The 17,236-nt window shown below is 37.1% G+C and carries 17 protein-coding genes; 11 read left to right on the top strand and 6 right to left on the bottom strand.

Features of this window, described 5'->3' with window-relative positions; translation table 11 throughout:
• Positions 1 to 11: 11 nt before the first annotated feature.
• Entirely contained in the window at positions 12 to 797 is a 786-nt protein-coding gene (locus MHH42_RS23865; protein WP_000286691.1) for a glucose 1-dehydrogenase, read from the top strand.
• A gap of 71 nt (positions 798 to 868) precedes the next feature.
• On the opposite strand, the gene MHH42_RS23860 is transcribed toward MHH42_RS23865, so the two are convergent.
• Positions 869 to 1,363 (bottom strand): CarD family transcriptional regulator, encoded by a 495-nt coding sequence (locus MHH42_RS23860; protein WP_000451446.1) that lies wholly within the window; start codon positions 1,361 to 1,363, stop codon positions 869 to 871.
• 264 nt (positions 1,364 to 1,627) lie between these two features.
• Here MHH42_RS23860 and MHH42_RS23855 point away from each other — a divergent pair, with 264 nt between their 5' ends.
• The gene (locus tag MHH42_RS23855) at positions 1,628 to 1,888 is read left to right on the top strand and encodes a DUF2553 family protein (RefSeq protein ID WP_000510186.1); all 261 of its coding nucleotides are present in this window, start codon (positions 1,628 to 1,630) and stop codon (positions 1,886 to 1,888) included.
• On the top strand, positions 1,866 to 2,048 hold the full coding sequence (locus MHH42_RS23850; protein ID WP_000621749.1) for a sporulation protein Cse60: 183 nt from the start codon (positions 1,866 to 1,868) through the stop codon (positions 2,046 to 2,048). The genes MHH42_RS23855 and MHH42_RS23850 overlap by 23 nt, the downstream gene beginning before the upstream one ends.
• 186 nt (positions 2,049 to 2,234) lie before the next feature.
• Here the strand turns inward: MHH42_RS23850 and MHH42_RS23845 are convergent, their stop codons facing one another.
• The gene (locus MHH42_RS23845) at positions 2,235 to 2,462 is read right to left on the bottom strand and encodes a DUF3973 domain-containing protein (RefSeq protein WP_000498975.1); all 228 of its coding nucleotides are present in this window, start codon (positions 2,460 to 2,462) and stop codon (positions 2,235 to 2,237) included.
• Between the two features lie 153 nt (positions 2,463 to 2,615).
• Positions 2,616 to 3,746: an RNA-guided endonuclease InsQ/TnpB family protein gene (locus MHH42_RS23840; RefSeq protein WP_097873177.1), complete on the bottom strand. Its 1,131-nt coding sequence runs from the start codon at positions 3,744 to 3,746 to the stop codon at positions 2,616 to 2,618.
• Positions 3,747 to 4,801: 1,055 nt separating this feature from the next.
• Between MHH42_RS23840 and MHH42_RS23835 the strand changes: the two genes are divergently transcribed.
• A complete protein-coding gene (locus tag MHH42_RS23835) occupies positions 4,802 to 5,233 on the top strand; it encodes an SRPBCC family protein (RefSeq protein WP_033661377.1) in 432 nt (143 codons plus the stop codon).
• Positions 5,234 to 5,557, top strand: coding sequence for an ArsR/SmtB family transcription factor (locus MHH42_RS23830; RefSeq protein ID WP_097873135.1), 324 nt, complete (start codon positions 5,234 to 5,236; stop codon positions 5,555 to 5,557).
• A 31-nt stretch (positions 5,558 to 5,588) separates the two neighbouring features.
• Here the strand turns inward: MHH42_RS23830 and MHH42_RS23825 are convergent, their stop codons facing one another.
• On the bottom strand, positions 5,589 to 7,028 hold the full coding sequence (locus MHH42_RS23825) for an MDR family MFS transporter (RefSeq protein WP_340894299.1): 1,440 nt from the start codon (positions 7,026 to 7,028) through the stop codon (positions 5,589 to 5,591).
• A 261-nt stretch (positions 7,029 to 7,289) separates the two neighbouring features.
• Positions 7,290 to 8,561 (bottom strand): BaiN/RdsA family NAD(P)/FAD-dependent oxidoreductase, encoded by a 1,272-nt coding sequence (locus MHH42_RS23820; protein ID WP_000558865.1) that lies wholly within the window; start codon positions 8,559 to 8,561, stop codon positions 7,290 to 7,292.
• A gap of 154 nt (positions 8,562 to 8,715) precedes the next feature.
• Here MHH42_RS23820 and MHH42_RS23815 point away from each other — a divergent pair, with 154 nt between their 5' ends.
• Complete coding sequence (locus tag MHH42_RS23815; protein ID WP_001284037.1) at positions 8,716 to 10,368, top strand: putative polysaccharide biosynthesis protein; 1,653 nt, start codon at positions 8,716 to 8,718, stop codon at positions 10,366 to 10,368.
• 41 nt (positions 10,369 to 10,409) lie between these two features.
• A complete protein-coding gene (locus tag MHH42_RS23810) occupies positions 10,410 to 11,138 on the top strand; it encodes a pseudouridine synthase (RefSeq protein WP_001234943.1) in 729 nt (242 codons plus the stop codon).
• A gap of 82 nt (positions 11,139 to 11,220) precedes the next feature.
• On the opposite strand, the gene MHH42_RS23805 is transcribed toward MHH42_RS23810, so the two are convergent.
• Positions 11,221 to 11,442 carry a DeoR family transcriptional regulator gene (locus tag MHH42_RS23805; RefSeq protein ID WP_000805512.1) on the bottom strand — a complete coding sequence of 74 codons (222 nt, stop codon included), beginning with the start codon at positions 11,440 to 11,442 and terminating at the stop codon, positions 11,221 to 11,223.
• A gap of 357 nt (positions 11,443 to 11,799) precedes the next feature.
• On the opposite strand from MHH42_RS23805, the gene pepV reads away from it, so the two are divergent.
• From pepV to MHH42_RS23785, 4 genes are all read left to right on the top strand, one after another.
• Positions 11,800 to 13,206, top strand: coding sequence for a dipeptidase PepV (pepV, locus tag MHH42_RS23800; protein ID WP_001274244.1), 1,407 nt, complete (start codon positions 11,800 to 11,802; stop codon positions 13,204 to 13,206).
• A gap of 103 nt (positions 13,207 to 13,309) precedes the next feature.
• Positions 13,310 to 13,855, top strand: a complete 546-nt coding sequence (gene thpR, locus MHH42_RS23795; protein WP_000433245.1) for an RNA 2',3'-cyclic phosphodiesterase — start codon at positions 13,310 to 13,312, stop codon at positions 13,853 to 13,855.
• A gap of 212 nt (positions 13,856 to 14,067) precedes the next feature.
• Positions 14,068 to 16,209 (top strand): type I pullulanase, encoded by a 2,142-nt coding sequence (gene pulA / locus MHH42_RS23790; protein WP_340894783.1) that lies wholly within the window; start codon positions 14,068 to 14,070, stop codon positions 16,207 to 16,209.
• A 229-nt stretch (positions 16,210 to 16,438) separates the two neighbouring features.
• Positions 16,439 to 17,236, top strand: coding sequence for a phosphotransferase family protein (locus tag MHH42_RS23785; protein WP_002039786.1), 798 nt, complete (start codon positions 16,439 to 16,441; stop codon positions 17,234 to 17,236).

Below are 17,236 nucleotides of genomic sequence, written 5' to 3'. Positions count from 1 at the left end.
GAGGTATTGAAATGTATAGTGATTTAGAAGGGAAAGTCGTCGTTATTACAGGATCAGCAACGGGTCTCGGAAGAGCGATGGGAGTAAGGTTTGCTAAGGAGAAAGCAAAGGTCGTTATTAACTATCGCTCACGAGATTCAGAAGCGAATGATGTGTTAGAAGAAATTAAAAAGGTAGGCGGAGAAGCGATTGCTGTAAAAGGTGATGTGACGGTCGAGGCAGATGTTATGAATCTCATTCAATCTGCTGTGAAAGAGTTTGGTACGCTCGACGTTATGATTAATAATGCAGGAATAGAAAACGCGGTACCGTCGCATGAAATGCCGTTAGAAGATTGGAATAAAGTAATCAATACAAATTTAACAGGCGCTTTTTTAGGAAGCCGTGAAGCGATTAAATATTTTGTGGAACACGACATTAAAGGATCTGTCATTAATATGTCTAGCGTTCATGAGAAAATTCCGTGGCCACTATTCGTGCACTACGCAGCAAGTAAGGGCGGTATTAAACTTATGACAGAAACGTTAGCGTTAGAATATGCACCAAAAGGTATTCGAGTAAATAATATTGGACCAGGTGCAATTAATACGCCAATTAATGCCGAAAAGTTTGCTGATCCAAAACAGCGGGCTGACGTAGAAAGTATGATACCGATGGGCTATATTGGGAAACCGGAAGAAATTGCAGCGGTAGCAACTTGGCTCGCTTCATCAGAGGCGAGTTATGTAACGGGAATTACGCTATTTGCAGATGGTGGAATGACGTTATATCCATCGTTTCAAGCTGGGCGTGGGTAATATAAAAGGACGAAGAGATAAAACTCTTCGTCCTTTTTTTACAAAAAAAATAGCGGTCAGCTATTTTAAATTTAGTGATTAATTGTATCTTGAAGAAATTCTGTTGCTTGATGTTCAGTAACATTTTGTACGAGCGCGACTTCGCTGATCATCATTTTTCGTGCATTATCTAGCATTTGTTTTTCGCTCGCATTTAATGTTCTCTCTTTATTACGGCGAAGTAAATCCCGAACCACTTCTGCGCTATCTTGTAAATTGCCATTTTTCATTTTTTCCATATTCATTGTATATCTTTGTTTCCATGAGAGTGATGGGTCTGACTCCCCGTTTTGAAATTCAAGAAGTATATCATCTAACGTACCTCGATCAACGATATAACGAATACCTGATTTTTTTAATTGTTCCATCGGAAGCATTACTTGCATATCTTTACTAATGATGCGTATCACACAATATTGACGTGAAGTACCTAATATTTCTTTCTCTTCAATTGCTTCGATAATTCCTGCACCGTGCATTGGATAAACGATTTTATCACCAATTTGAAACAAATCATCCACCTCCATATGTGGTAACCACTTTTAATGATAACATAAGTTCGTAAAAATGTCAAATTTTATATAATACCATATTGAATACATTTGAGTCAATATGTAAAAGGTCTTTTTTTATGTATTTTTTTATGGTTTTATGTGAAATAAATATAGGTGACTTTTTTAGAAAAATAGTACAGGGTGAAGAAGGGGCATATCCACTTATTTTTAAGCATAAAATGTAAAATCGCTAATACAATATACCTAAATCCGTTCTTTGCAAAGGAGGGAGAGAAGGTGGGGCACACAATAAAAATTGATATTACAAATAAAGTTGTAGCTAAATTTAGATCAAATTATTTGGAATTATATACGAGTAAATTTATGATAGGTAAGTTTTATGTCTATACTGAAGATAAACAATATGTGTTAGAAGACGGATATATATATGAAAATGGAAAGTTTTATCGCATCATAGATACGCACCGTGGCAATAATCAAGCGGCGGAGGGCTGCGATCTAGGATGGTGTGAACATGATTCGTGTGAAAGTGTTTGATGAAAGTCACGAAAAAGACTTAGAAGACGCTGTAAATGTGTTTTTGAAAAAGATTGATGATAGTCACTTTGTAGATATTAAGTACCAAGTTGGTGTTTCTATTAACGATGATGAAAACCAAATTTATTGTTTTTCAGCAATGATTGTTTATAAAGCATAAAAAAGAGCTGGGTGAGCCAGCTCTTTTTTATGCTTTATCCCGCATTAACGGGCAGTAAGACTCCCACCTCAAAATTTAGCGCATACGAGGAAGTTAGGTGGGAGGCAATTGCCCGTAAAAGCCCGATTGGTTCAACTAATAATCAGTGGGGGATGAATAAAACCCCCCACTGATTAAAGTTTCACTTTATGTTGGGACAACATGGGTTGGTAATACGTTCATAATAGATTGGGGTGCGCCTAATTTTTTTGTCGCTAAAAGGTTTGCCTCTGTTTCATGATCTTGGGCATCTTTACACATACCGAGGTGATAACGATCACCTAAAAATGGATCAATATAAAAACCGTTTTTGAATACTTTATCATTCGGATGTTTTTCATGGTGAATGTCAGAACAGTTAATGCAATAGAACATAGCTTTCATCCCGATACGATAAACTTAACTAAATCTATATAATTCAATCAAATTTACACAAGTTAGTGCTTCATCGTGTTCTCGCAACCCCGAAGGGACGAGGGGTATAACACTCCACACGAGGCAGTATCGTTACCTCCTATTATCAAGCATTTATTTTACCCATCTTGATAAATTTATCGCAGCATTTACATCCCTATCATGATGGCTATTGCACCTAACACAACGCCACTCACGTATTTTTAAACTCCACTGTCCTTCTGGTTGGACTGAATGGTCGTATTTAACGCCGCAACATGAGCAAATCTTACTTGAGGCGAACCATTTATCAGCTTTTACATACTCAGTGCCGTACTTCTCACACTTGTATGATAAACATTGAAAGAAGAAGTTTAATTTTTGAAATGAAAATGCTTTTGATAGTTTTTTGTTTTTTAACAGGTTTGAGATAGATAAGTCTTCCACAACAATCCTCATTGGTTTGGTTTTCACCAATGTAGCTGTTGCTTGATGGATATGGTTATTTCGGATATTCGTAATTTTCCTAGATAACCGCAGGTGCTCAGCTTTAGCTTTTTCATATCCGACAGATTGAATTTTTACACCTTTTTTAAATCTCCTAGACATATCTCTTTGTGCTGACTTTTTCCTTTTCAAAAGTTTTTTAACCTTAGCATCTTTGTTTATATTTCGTTCTTTCATACCATTAGAAGCTACAAAAAGCTCTTTTAAACCAACATCCACACCAATCGACTCATCGGTTAGTTCTTGTGATTCAAAGTCTTCTTGGAACCCTACACTCATCCACCAGTGACGACCATCAAAGGTAACTCTTGGATTTGATGGTTTTTTATTTCTTGGTAGTTGTTGGCTTGTTTTCACTTCTCCAATAGACTGAATATGAACTACTTTCTTTCCTATAACCAGTCTTTCATAATTGGCATAAAATCCTTGGATTAAATCTTTTTTGGATTTATAAGAAGTGTGATAACCATTTTTGTACTTTTTGAACGAATTTTTTCTCGCCTTATCAAAATCTTTTGAAGCCTGTTTGGGAACTTGTGCATTGATGTCTTCTAACCACTCATATCTCTTTCGCTTCTTGATCTTTGTAAATCGTTTCTGTAAAGCTAACTGTGAAACAGATTTTCCAAATAGCTTATAGTATCTATCACTCATTCTTTTACAATAGTTATAAGCAAATCTTGCAGCACCAGCATGGTTTCTAAGCACTTTTTCTTGTTCAGGCGTTGGAATTAGTCTGACTTTCTTCGCCAATATCATCAGAATTTAACTCCTTTAATGAAAGATTTGTTCTTCTGAATAGTAGCGTGTTCCACTAGCATTCTCCTGAGAGCACTCGGATGCAAACCTGTTAATTCTGATACTTGACTAACTCGTAAAAATTTCATTATTATCCTTACCTCATTGAATTTAACATAGCACATACGTTCGATAGATTCAATGAGGTTTGATAGATTTAATTAAATGTATCTCGTTCAACTAAGGGCGCAATTCCTTAGCCAGTTCTCTTATGAACTTCTCATGTTTTCACATGAGCGCAGACTATATGTTTATCTCTTTAGAGATAGAGGATTTTTCCACCACCATAGGCTTGTGGTGTACTCTCGTCAGTTATACGAGATAGTCGTTGAACGTTCATCTTATCCATTTTGACTTAGATGATTCGAGGCGGAAGACCCATTGTTCTAATGTTTAGGATTTAACCTTGCATCATCTGATTGATTTTTTCTGCTTTCGCAACATTCACGCTCGCCATTTCTAGCCACGTTGTAGTTCAATCAGCTTTAGGGATTGCCCGCAGTTAACCCTCCCTACTAGCCAATCACTTGACTAGCAGGGCTTACTGATATATTTAATTAACTTTGGTTATAATTGGTTAAATAAATCGTAACAGTTAGTTACCCTTTTTATTTTGTTTGAAAAAAGTGAGTCGGTAGTCATTTCGCTCCTAAGGAAATGTTGAGGAGAAGAGAAATAACTACCTACTCAAATGGTGGGCATATTCCTTCTGATTTTTTATATCTTGCGTATTGCCTCTTGAGGGAAGGAGGAGAGACGATGTACGCATGATATAAGTAAGGCACTTCTTTCAATATGAATGATGGAGTTTCATGTTGAGAGAAGTTTTTATTTTTTATTGCCTTTGTGAGTATATTATGAGGGAATGCTGAGAGGGTGTTTGTCCTGTTGAAAAAATGTTGAGAATTTCTCAACGGTAAAAAGAATTAGTGTTGACATGAAACTAAAAGGTGTTATATCATTCAAATACAACTAAAAGGTGTTATGTTTTAATGCCGGATAAAGGAGCTAAAAAAATGACTCAACAAAATACATTAAACGATATTAAACAAACAATCGTTTTTAACGCGTCTATTCAAAAAGTATGGAATGTAGTGTCAACTGCAGAAGGAATTGCATCATGGTTTATGCCGAATGATTTTGAATTAGAGGTAGGACATGAGTTTCATGTTCAATCACCATTTGGACCGTCACCATGTAAAGTGTTAGAAATTGATGAACCAAACCATTTATCTTTCTCATGGGACACAGATGGCTGGGTTGTTTCATTCCATTTGAGAGACTTAGGAGAGAATAAAACAGAATTTACATTAATTCACGGCGGTTGGAAACATCCTGATGAAATTCTGCCGAAAGCGAATGCGAAGAGCTCTATTATTCGTGATAGAATGAATGGCGGCTGGGTAGCGATTGTAAATGAAAAACTGAAAAAGGTTGTTGAAGGATAAATGTCTTCGTCAGCAGCGAAATATGATGTATTTCAAGCAATTGCTGATCCGACCCGCCGAGAAGTGTTACGGTTATTAAGTGATAAAGAGTTACCAATTTCAAAAATAACGGATCATTTTCCGATGAGTCGTACGGCTGTTGTGAAGCATCTTTATATTCTTTCAGAAGCGAATTTAGTAAGTGGAAGAAAGAGTGGAAGAGAGAAGATATATTGTTTGCAGCCGGAGCCGTTAGAAGAATTAAAGCAGTGGCTCTCATATTATGAACGATTTTGGGATAATAAATTGTCCGTGCTTAAACATATTGTGGAGAATGAAGAATAAAAGAGGATGACCATTTGGGTCATCCTCTTTATTATTGCTCACTTGTTTGTGTAGCTGGTTTTAATAAGAGCCAAGCAATAATTAATGTAAATACTGCTAATACGAAAGTACTCATATAAATAACGTGTACACTTGCTGCTAATGCAGATTGTGATTCAGTTGCTACGTTTGCTGTAGTTCCGCCGTGTCCGCCAGATACAAGATCAAGGTTTTTAATACCACGTGCGTGAATCATCGTATTGAAGATTGTACCGAATATTGCAGCACCTAACGTTTGACTAAATGTATTAATAAATGTGTTTAAACCAACGGCTGTTCCGCGTGTATGAGCTGGTACGGCTGCTTGAATTGTTACCATGTAAATAGGTGTCACAAGCCCCATGCCTAAGCCGAATAATCCGACTGCAACATAAATAAGGAACGATGGTGAATTTGTTGACAATGTAAATAATAAGAAGGTAGCAACTGATAAAATGCTAGCTCCAAGTAAAATAATTTGTTTCGTTTGTAATTTGCCAACTAAGTTACCGGAGAACATAGCACCGAACGTCCACATAACAGGAATTGGCATTAAAATGAGTCCAGCATCTGTCGCATTTTTTCCTAATACACCTTGGCTCCAAATTGGAAGGTACATTGTAATACTAATAATCATCGCACCGGCAATAAGAGTTAATATGTTTATCGTAGATAATGTACGGTTAGAGAAAAGTGCTAGCGGAATTAATGGTTCCGGAGATTTTTTCTCGATGTATAAGAAAATAATGAATGACACAGCCGCAAAGATTAATAGACCGATGATTGTAATGTCTCCCCAGTTTTGCTTACTGCTACCTGTTAATAATGCGTATAGTAAAGCAATTGTACTTAATGAGAAGACTGTCGCACCAAGATAGTCGATATGCTGCTTGGCGGCAGACTTAACAGATTCCTTATAAGAAGTGGCAAACATTAAGCAAGCGATAATTCCGAAAGGAACGTTTAAGAAGAAAATATAACGCCAAGAAAGAGAATCAACTAAAAAACCACCTACTAACGGCCCGACAACACCAGATACACCCCAAACGGCACTCATCCAGCCCTGTGCTTTCGCGCGGTCTTTCGCTTCGCTATATAAGTCTCCAATAATCGTCATTGTGATTGGCATAACAGCGCCAGCGCCTATACCTTGAAGAGCACGGAAGAAGATTAATTGTTCCATCGATGTAACGACACCGCAAAGTGCAGAGCCGATTAAAAAGATTGTAGCTCCGATAAGCAGAACTTTTTTACGACCGAATAAATCAGCCAATTTTCCGTATATTGGAGTCGAAACCGCTGTGGCAAGCATATAAATTGCGTAAACCCAGCTAACAAGTTCGACGCCTGACAAATCACTCGTTATACGAGGGATTGCTGTACTAACAATCGTTCCTTCTACGGCAGAAAGAAACGTCATTAGCATTAAAGACACCATGACTTTTTTTCTCATATGTTTTCCCCTTACCCTTTTTTAAATATTCAACAATATAAAATATAAAGGTACTAAGGTATATAAAGCAACAAATAAGTAATGGGAAGTTAGGAGGAGTGTATATTTGTCGCTTATTGTCGGTAAGTCGATATATTTGAGAAATCGCCGATATAAGTTGCAGAATCGCTGATATTTTTGAAACATCGCTGATATAAGTCGTGGAATCGCTGATATAATTTCGTGTACCTATAAAAAAGAAACAGGAATCCTGTTTCTTTTTTAATATTGCATTTTCGCATTTTCTCCAGCTGTAGTTCCAGCAATTCTACCAGTAACGAGAGCAGATGTAATGTTATAACCGCCCGTATAACCGTGAATATCAAGAACTTCTCCGCAGAAATATAAGCCATTCGTGAATTTAGAAGACATTTCTTTCGGATTAATTTCTTTAACAGATACGCCTCCGCCAGTAACGAATGCTTTTTCAATTGACTGCGTACCATTTACATTCACAGTAAATTCTTTAAAGTCTTTCACAAGTGCACGAATCTTTTCATGAGAAACTTGTCCAGCTTGTTCGCTACCGTCAATTTCATTTTTTTCTAATAAGAATAGGAAGTAACGCTCGGGAACGTATCCTTTTAACACGTTTTTAATTCCTTTTTTCGGATCTTCTTTCATTTGTTTCAGCATGCGCTGGAATAGTTGTTCACTATTTTCTTCTGGTAATGCATCAATACTCATTTGTATTGTATTCGTTTTAAACTTTTTCAGTGCTTTCACGACGAATTGACTACAGCGAAGAGCAGCAGGACCAGATAGGCCGAAATGAGTGAAGAGCATGTCCATTTTGTGAGAAATGATAGCTTTTCCTTTCGGGTTTAATACGCTTAAGTTTATATCACGTAAAGCAAGACCTTGTAATGAGCGATCACGTATAAACGGCTCGTTTGAAAGGATTGGTACTTCTGTTGGAAATAATTCTGTAATTGTATGACCACCTTTTTCAGCCCAAGCGTATCCGTCTCCAGTAGAACCAGTTTGAGGAACAGATTTTCCGCCAACAGCGATAACGACGTGATTCGTTTCTAACACTTCGCCTGTTTGTAATACAACTGCTTTCGTTTGACCATTTTCATATTCAATCGTTTCAACAGGTGTATTCGTACGGATTTTTACACCTAAATCTTTTAATCGTGTTAAAAGTGCGTCTACTACCGATTGCGCTTTGTTTGATACAGGGAACATACGGCCATGATCTTCTTCTTTCAATTTTACCCCGAGATTTTCGAAGAATGTAATAATATCTTCATTATTAAAAATAGAAAAAGCGCTGTATAAGAAGCGGCCGTTTCCTGGTATATGTTTAACGATTTCATCAAGTGGTAGACGGTTCGTTACGTTACAACGACCACCACCAGAAATCGCAAGTTTGCGCCCTAGTTTATTTCCTTTATCAAGAAGTAAGACATTTGCGCCTTCTTCTGCAGCACCGATTGCAGCCATTAGCCCAGAAGGCCCGCCACCGATTACAATAACATCATAATGCATAATATATCGACCTCATTTTCTACATTTCCTGCCTAAAAGAATAGCATGTTTTCCCTTAAAAGAAAAATAGAGTGAAGTACTGCTTGAGGGGAGAATTGTGGTACAATACAAAAGTTAGAGTTCAGCGTTATATAGGAAGTAGGAGGATTTTCGTATGTCCGATTCAAAATTTCTGCGCGGAACGCTTATTGTGACGTTAGGGACATTTTTAGTAAAGTTCTTAGGCATGATTTACGTCTTTCCGTTTCATGCATTAGTAGGCACAGAAGGCGGAACGCTCTATACATATGGATATATTCCATATACGATATTTTTAAGTATTGCAACGGCAGGGGTGCCGCTTGCTGTTTCAAAGTTTGTTTCCAAATATAATGCACTTGGAGATTATAAAACGAGCCGAAGAATGTTCCGCTCGGGAATGGTTATGATGATAGTAACAGGAGTTCTTTCCTTCTTAGTACTGTACATGACCGCACCATTATTTGCAGAAGCAATGCTTGGTAAACAAAGTTTACAAAATAAGGTAGAAGAAGTTACGACGATTATTCGCCTCGTAAGTTTCGCACTTATTGTTGTACCGGCAGCAAGTTTGATTCGTGGTTATTTCCAAGGTCACCAATCGATGGGACCGACTACGGTGTCACAAATTATTGAACAAATTATTCGTATCGTCTTTTTACTAGCGGGTAGTTTCATCGTTATTAAAATACTTGGCGGTACAGTAGCAACAGCAGTCGGAGTTGCGACATTCGCTGCATTCGTTTCAGCAGTTGGAGCACTCGGCGTATTAATTTGGTACTGGTTAAAACGTAAAAAATATTTGGATCAATATTTAATTGAACAAACTGTACCAGAATCGACAGTAAGTACCGTTCAATTGTTTAAAGAGTTATTTGCGTATGCAATTCCTTACGTTGTAATTGGGTTAACAATTCCTTTATATCAACAAATTGATACATTGACATTTAACTCTATTATGCAGGCAATTGGTCAAGGTGATATCGCAGAGCGAGCGCTCGGTATTTTCACAATGTGGACGCATAAATTAATTATGATTCCAGTATCGCTTGCAACAGCGTTTAGTTTAACGCTTGTACCAGCGATTACAAAATCATTTACGGAAAAACAATATCGCTATTTAAAATTACAAATTACACAAACATTCCAGGCGAATATGTTTTTAACATTGCCAGCAGTTGTCGGTATTTCAACACTGGCTTATCCAATTTACACTGCGTTTTACGATTCAGATCCATTAGGTGGACAAGTGTTAATGTGGTATGCACCAGTTGCATTGTTATTTGCTTTATTTACGGTAACAGCCGCGATTCTGCAAGGGATTAATCAACAAAAACATGCGATTGTCGCACTTGTTATGGGTGTTATTTTGAAATTTGTATGTAACGTAATCTTTATTCGATATTTCGGTACAGTAGGAGCGATTTTAGCTACTGCAGTCGGTTTTTTAGCTTCCGTATGGTATACGAATAGACAAATCCAAAAACATGCACACTATTCATTTGGTGTTGTATATAAGAGAACATTCCAAATTGCAGTATTAACACTTGTAATGGTCGTGGCGGTAAAACTATCACAGTGGATTCTATCCTTCATGATTTCGCCAGATGGCCGTATTGGTGCTTTAATTACAGTTGCGATTTGTGCAGGTGTTGGTGGTCTTGTTTACGGTCTGTTAGCAATTCGCACAGGAGTACTTGAAAGAGTATTTGGCGGAGAAGCGTTAGAGAAAATTCAGCGTAAACTTGGCAGTAGATTCAAAATAAAGTTGAAATCAAAAGGGGCGTAAATACGTCCCCTTTTCTATGATAAATAAAGAAGGTGAAAAACGTGAGATTAGATAAATTATTAGCGAATATGGGATACGGAAGTAGAAAAGAAGTAAAGAAATTATTGAAAGACGGCGTTGTGAAGATTGATGGAACGCCGGTGAAAGATGCAAAGGTTCATGTAAATGTAGAAGAGCAAGAAGTTATGATTCACGGTGAAGTTGTAGAATATAAAGAGTTTGTTTATTTAATGCTGCATAAACCACAAGGTGTAATTTCAGCTACAGAAGATGATAATCACGAAACAGTAATAGATTTATTAGAACTAGAAGATGCAATCTTTGATCCGTTCCCAGTTGGACGACTTGATATCGATACGGAAGGTTTCTTATTGATAACAAATGACGGGAAGTTATCACATCAATTATTATCTCCGAAAAAGCATGTGCCGAAAAAATACTATGCACACGTTGCAGGAGTTGTAACGGAAGAGGATGTAAAAGAGTTTGCTAAAGGTGTTATTTTAGACGATGGTTATGAAACGAAACCAGGTGCACTTACAATATTAAAAAGCGATGATGTTTCTGAAATTGAGCTTGTGATTACAGAAGGAAAATTCCATCAAGTGAAGCGCATGTTTGAAGCAGTAGGGAAAAAGGTTGTTTACCTAAAGAGAACAGAGATGGGTCCGTTAGTATTAGATGAAGAACTAGAACTTGGAGAATACCGAGAGCTAACAGATGAAGAAGTAGAAATGTTAAAAACATATCAAGTAGATACTGAGAAGTAGTCCTGTTTTTAGGCGCAGAAAAGACCCCTTTCTAATGAGTTAGAAAGGGGTATGTATTTATTTACATACAATTATTTTTTCGTTATGAGGTCATTCTCACTTTCTTTCCTGTTGTTGTCCACTTACCGCGGCAAGGGCTATACACGAGTTCATTAAACTGCAACACATTTAGATCACGTTGTATCGTTCGCGGTGTGATCCCGAACTCATCTACAAGGTCTTTCGTCGTTACCGTTCCGTTTTCATTGATGTACATATAAATTGATTTAATGCGTGTTAGCATACGAGTAGTTGTAGGTTTCAAGAGAAAACCACTCCTCTACTAGTTTTTTTGACCCCATTCAGGAAAGAAGGTCGTTACTACCATTGTACTCTACATGATAAAATTCATGCTTTAATCTACTTAAATTTTACAAAAGTTTAACAAAATTTCATATAGAAAAATATTGGTAGTTGACATTGTATATATGATCAGTCAACTAACACATAAAATTCTACGTAAAACGCCAAATTCCTGCAAAATTTTTTGAAAAAATAAAAGAAAAACTAATGGGAAATATCTGAATTATTACAATTGTTCGGTATTGGACTTTCGTGTATGGCATAAGGGATTTCGGTTTGCTATGATGAAAGAGATAATATAGCGAAGGATGGATGCGTGATGTCAGCGATTAATTGGACAGAAGAAGTTGCAAAACGAAAAGATGATTTAATTCGTGATACACAACAATTTTTGCAAATTAAAAGTGTGTGGGAAGAAGAGTCGGCGAAAGAGGGCGCACCGTTCGGTGAAGGTGTAGAAAAAGCTTTATCTTTCATGTTACATAAAGGAGAATTAGAAGGTTTTTCTTCTAAAAATTTAGAAGGTTATGCAGGTCATCTTGAAATGGGAAAAGGAGAAGAACTAGTAGGTATTCTTTGTCATGTTGATGTTGTACCAGAAGGAGATGGCTGGACGACTCCTGCATATAGTGCAGATATTCGCGAAGGAAAGATTTTTGCACGTGGTGCAATTGATGATAAAGGCCCAACGATGGCAGCTTATTATGCGATGAAAATTGTGAAAGAATTAGGGTTGCCTCTTTCAAAACGCGTTCGTATGATTTTAGGAACAGATGAAGAAAGTAACTGGAAATGTGTAGATCACTACTTTAAAAACGAAGAAATGCCAACAATCGGTTTTGCGCCAGACGCGGACTTTCCAATTATTAATGCAGAAAAAGGAATTTCTGATATACAAGTTGTGCAAAATGGTAGTGAAGAGAAAAAAGGTGTATATGAACTCGTTTCATTTGAGTCAGGCCGCCGTTTAAACATGGTTCCTGATTTTGCAAAAGCGGTTATTACAGGTGAAGATGTAAATGCACTTACAGTAGCATATGAAGAGTATTTAAAAACGGCTAAAAAAATAGGGAACTCAACTATAGAAGGAAATACAGTGACGTTGCAAATAGAAGGAATTTCAGCACACGGATCTACTCCAGAAAAAGGAGAAAATGCAGGTTTACTATTAGCAAACTTCTTAACTACAGTTTCACTTGATGGAAAAGCAAATGCATTTGCGACATTTGCAGCAGAAACATTTACTGGTGATATTTTTGGTGAAAAAGCTACTATTGCTTATAAAGACGAAGTTAGCGGTCCGTTAACAGTGAATGTCGGTCGCCTTTCTTATACGAAAGAAAACGGTGGCAACTTAGGGTTAAACGTACGTTACCCAGTTACGACTAACTTTGAAGAAATGATTGCGAAGTTAAAAGAATACGTTAGTATTCATGGATTTGAAGTAGCGGATTATTCTAACTCTCGTCCGCATCACGTCGATAAAGACCACGTATTAATTCGTACGCTGCAGCGCGTGTATGAAGAACAAACAGGAGAAAAAGCAGAGCTATTAGCAATCGGTGGTGGTACTTACGCCCGTTCATTGAAAGCTGGCGTTGCATTTGGCCCGCTATTCCCTGGAAAAGAAGAACTTGCGCATCAAAAAGATGAGTACATTGAAATTGAAGACTTATTAAAAGCAACAGCAATTTACGCGCAAGCAATTCATGAATTAGCGAAATAAAGGATATATGAATAATGACCGCCCTCTACTTTGGAGGGCGGCTTCTTTTTAACTGAATGAGATAAGAAAGAAAAGCAACAATAAAAAGAAGGAGATGATATAAATGGAGCCGCATTATTTTGTCGCAATTACTTTACCAAATTATATAAAAGAAGTGCTCTCTAATTATAAAGAGGATATGGAGGAGGAATTACCATTTCGCTCGTGGGTACATAAGGAAGACTATCATATTACCCTTTCCTTTTTAGGAAGTGCGACAGAGGAACAATTAGAAGGAATAAAGAATGGATTACAAACACTTATAGAAAAAAAGGAACTACCTTTCACATTACAAGGATTTTCAACATTTGGCATGGAAGACAGGCCACGTATTTTTTGGGCGAAGGTAAGTGAGAATCATGAGTTGTTTCAGTTACAAAAGCAAGTGCATGCGATTTGTGAAGGGAATGGGTTTTCTTTAGAAACACGTCCGTATCATCCACATATTACTGTTGCTCGTAAATGGATGGGAGAAAGAAAGTTTCATTTGGAAAATATAAAAAAAGTGCCTGAAATATCATTTCAAGCGGATACAATTACTTTATACGAATCTCACGTGAAGGAAACACCGAAATATAAATCGATTGCTGAAATAAAACTACAAAAATAGAATGTATGAAAACGTTTTTTATACAGGTGAATATACTATAGAGAATAATGGAGTTACTGTATAGAGTCTTGCTAATAAGAAAAGCTTTATTATTTGCAGCTCGTATACTCACACAAAGGCCCGATTGGTGGGGGCTAATAATTAGCAGGGGATACCCTGAATTGATTAAAGATTCACTTTATTTTAATTTTGAGAATGATGGTGATTTTTTTATGTTGAAAGTAAAACGTCCATTTGATGCCTATTTAGATGAAATGAATAAAATTACAATTTTGCTCCCACATGCGTATGGAACAAGTCGGACATTTCGTTTGCAAGAAGGAAATAATGTGAAAGATTTACCGATTGCTCATACTATTGCGCTTCCAGATGCAACAAAGTATGAGTGCTTTATAGAAGAGTCACTAGATGTGGGGAAGTATTATACAGTACGAGATGAACGGAACGAAGAAACGGATTTACAAATAGGCGCTGTTATTCGAACGGCAATTTTCGATGAGAAGTATTATTACGAAGGCACAGATTTAGGTGCTGTATACAAAAAAGAAGCAACAACATTTAAAGTGTGGGCTCCAACTGCGAGGCTTGCAAAAGTAAGATTTTATAAAAGTGATAAAGAATATACCGATTATGACATGCATAGAGAAGAAAATGGTGTTTGGGTTCATGCATTACAAGGGGATCATGATGGGGCTCGATATACCTTCCTCGTCTGTATTAATTTAATATGGAATGAAGCGGTGGATCCATACACAAAGTCAACGACTGCAAATGGGAAATACGGTGTTGTTATCGATTTGGAAAAGACGAATGTAACGAGACGAGAGGAATTACCACCATTACAGTCAATGACAGATGCTATATTGTATGAACTGCATATTCGTGATGCGACTATTCACCCAAATAGTGGAGTGAATAAAAAAGGAACATATAGAGGGTTGATGGAAGAGGGAACGACGGGACGGAATGGGACGTTAACAGGATTGTCTCATATAAAAGATTTAGGTGTTACACATGTTGAATTATTACCGTTATCTTGTTTCGGTGGTGTAGATGAGGCAAATCCTTCCGGCGCATATAATTGGGGTTACAATCCATTATATTACAATACGCCAACGGGGTTTTATGCTACAAACCTTGCTGATCCGTATAACAGGATAGTAGAGTGTAAGCAATTGATTGAAACATTTCATGAGAACGGTATCCGAGTAGTTATAGATGTTGTATATAATCACGTTTATGAAAGAGAACTATCATCATTTGAAAAGCTTGTTCCAGGTTATTATTTTCGCCATGGCGAAGATGGTATGCCTTCTAATGGGACGGGAGTTGGAAATGATATAGCGTCTGAACGGAAAATGATGAGGAAATTCATTATAGAGTCTATTTTATATTGGCTGACGGAATACAATGTTGATGGATTCCGATTCGACTTAATGGGGATTTTAGATGTTGATACAATGAACATAATAGAAAAAGAAGTGCGAAACATAAAGCGAGACGCATTGTTATTAGGAGAAGGATGGGATTTACAAACACCGCTTCCTCTTGAGGAAAAAGCAACGTTAAATAATGCAAGAAAAATGCCACATATCGCGCAGTTTAATGATCAATTTCGTGATGGAATAAAAGGTAGCACATTTAATGTAAATAAACGTGGTTTTGCGTTTGGTGGGCATGTAGACTGTCGGCATTTACAGTATATAGCATCAGGTAGTCTTTTAAGTGTGAAAGAAACAGGATTATTTCTAGAACCGGTACAAAGTATTAACTATGTAGAATGTCATGACAACATGACGATGTGGGATAAACTAGTGCGCAGTAATGAAGAACCGGAAGAGATTTTGAAAAAACGGCACCTTCTAGCAAGCGCAATAGTTATTCTTTCGCAAGGAATTCCTTTCTTACACGCAGGACAAGAGTTTTATCGTACGAAGAATGGAAATGAAAATAGTTATAATGCAAATGATGAAATAAATCGATTAGACTGGGATCAAAAAGAGAAAGAGATGGAGACAGTTAACTATATAAAAGGGTTAATTGCGATTCGCAAAGAGCACGGGGCATTCCGATTACAAAACGCAGATCTTATAAAAAAGCATATGACTTTTTTGCAAACATCTACAGAAGTACTTGCATACCACCTAGAGCATGTAGAATTGTTTGGGCCGTGGAAAGAAATTGTCGTTTTATTTAATAGCGGTTTGGAAGCTAAAACGGTGCAGCTTCCAAAAGAAGGAACGTGGCATGTGTTAGTAAACGAAAAGCAAGCGAAAATAGAGCCAATTTCTTCATTTAGAGGAAAGGAACTTCAATTGGCTCCCATTAGCACGTATATATTGACGATAATGTGACAAATCGCTACTTGACGATGAGAATGTAATAAATGTAGAATTGACAAAGGTGACGATTTTGATAAGTTGTCATTCTATGAGTGGTTTTGTAAAATAAAATAGAGAGTTTTTGGCTTATGCCAAGTTTTCTTTTCATTTACAGTAAAATATATATGAATCCACAACATGTGTAGAAATGTTGCGGTTTTTCTTTTCATAACTATAAAAGATAAGGATTTGTTAACGGGTAATGAATATGGAATGGTTGGAACAATTATTAGGAAAAGAGTGGAGTCTTGTACCGGCTGGTGGAGTAACGGGCGATGCATATATTGCGCAAAACGGACAACAGAAGTTATTTTTAAAGCGGAATACATCGCCCTTTTTAGCGGTATTGTCAGCAGAAGGAATTGTTCCAAAATTACTTTGGACAAGAAGGGTAACGAACGGTGATGTGATTTCTGCTCAAAAATGGCTTCCGGGACAGAAGCTAGAGCCAGAGGATATGAAACTAGAACGTGTTGCGAAACTTTTGAAGAAAATACACTCCTCTAAAGCGCTTGTGCAGATGATTCAAAGACTTGGGAAGCAGCCGCTTCACGCCCAAGAGTTATTACAACAATTGCAACTTGTTTTAAGGGGAGATATAAGGGTAGATGAAACAATTCAGCAAGGCCTTCAATATTTAACGGATTCATTAAAAAGTATTGAATACAATGAATTCGTTGTATGCCATTGTGATGTAAACCATAACAACTGGATATTGTCGGACGAAGATGAGTTGTTTTTAATTGATTGGGATGGAGCTGTCATTGCTGACCCAGCTCTAGATCTAGGTATGTTATTATACTGGTACATTCCGCGTCATGAATGGAGTGAGTGGCTCGGGTATTATGATATTGAAATGGATGAATCATTGCTTAGGCGTATGAGATGGTATGTAATAGCACAAACGATTTTATCTATTCAATGGCACACAACAAAAAAACAGCAAGCAGAAGCTGAATATTGGCATCAATATTTACAGCAACTACTTGCTTCAGAATAA

Origin of the sequence: Bacillus sp. FSL L8-0099 (assembly GCF_038006385.1) — a bacterium.
GTDB classification, from domain to species: domain Bacteria; phylum Bacillota; class Bacilli; order Bacillales; family Bacillaceae_G; genus Bacillus_A; species Bacillus_A toyonensis.
This window is presented reverse-complemented; position numbering and strand designations above follow the sequence as displayed.

What these genes read in the sequence shown, in the direction of transcription:
- thpR (WP_000433245.1), top strand. Translation starts at nt 13,310, where the DNA reads ATGGAGCCGCATTATTTTGTCGCAATTACTTTACCAAATTATATAAAA.
- MHH42_RS23815 (WP_001284037.1), top strand. Translation starts at nt 8,716, where the DNA reads ATGTCCGATTCAAAATTTCTGCGCGGAACGCTTATTGTGACGTTAGGG.
- MHH42_RS23820 (WP_000558865.1), bottom strand. Translation starts at nt 8,561, where the DNA reads ATGCATTATGATGTTATTGTAATCGGTGGCGGGCCTTCTGGGCTAATG.
- pepV (WP_001274244.1), top strand. Translation starts at nt 11,800, where the DNA reads ATGTCAGCGATTAATTGGACAGAAGAAGTTGCAAAACGAAAAGATGAT.
- MHH42_RS23825 (WP_340894299.1), bottom strand. Translation starts at nt 7,028, where the DNA reads ATGAGAAAAAAAGTCATGGTGTCTTTAATGCTAATGACGTTTCTTTCT.
- MHH42_RS23830 (WP_097873135.1), top strand. Translation starts at nt 5,234, where the DNA reads ATGTCTTCGTCAGCAGCGAAATATGATGTATTTCAAGCAATTGCTGAT.
- MHH42_RS23785 (WP_002039786.1), top strand. Translation starts at nt 16,439, where the DNA reads ATGAATATGGAATGGTTGGAACAATTATTAGGAAAAGAGTGGAGTCTT.
- MHH42_RS23850 (WP_000621749.1), top strand. Translation starts at nt 1,866, where the DNA reads ATGATTCGTGTGAAAGTGTTTGATGAAAGTCACGAAAAAGACTTAGAA.
- MHH42_RS23860 (WP_000451446.1), bottom strand. Translation starts at nt 1,363, where the DNA reads ATGGAGGTGGATGATTTGTTTCAAATTGGTGATAAAATCGTTTATCCA.
- MHH42_RS23835 (WP_033661377.1), top strand. Translation starts at nt 4,802, where the DNA reads ATGACTCAACAAAATACATTAAACGATATTAAACAAACAATCGTTTTT.
- MHH42_RS23865 (WP_000286691.1), top strand. Translation starts at nt 12, where the DNA reads ATGTATAGTGATTTAGAAGGGAAAGTCGTCGTTATTACAGGATCAGCA.
- MHH42_RS23845 (WP_000498975.1), bottom strand. Translation starts at nt 2,462, where the DNA reads ATGTTCTATTGCATTAACTGTTCTGACATTCACCATGAAAAACATCCG.
- pulA (WP_340894783.1), top strand. Translation starts at nt 14,068, where the DNA reads ATGTTGAAAGTAAAACGTCCATTTGATGCCTATTTAGATGAAATGAAT.
- MHH42_RS23840 (WP_097873177.1), bottom strand. Translation starts at nt 3,746, where the DNA reads ATGATATTGGCGAAGAAAGTCAGACTAATTCCAACGCCTGAACAAGAA.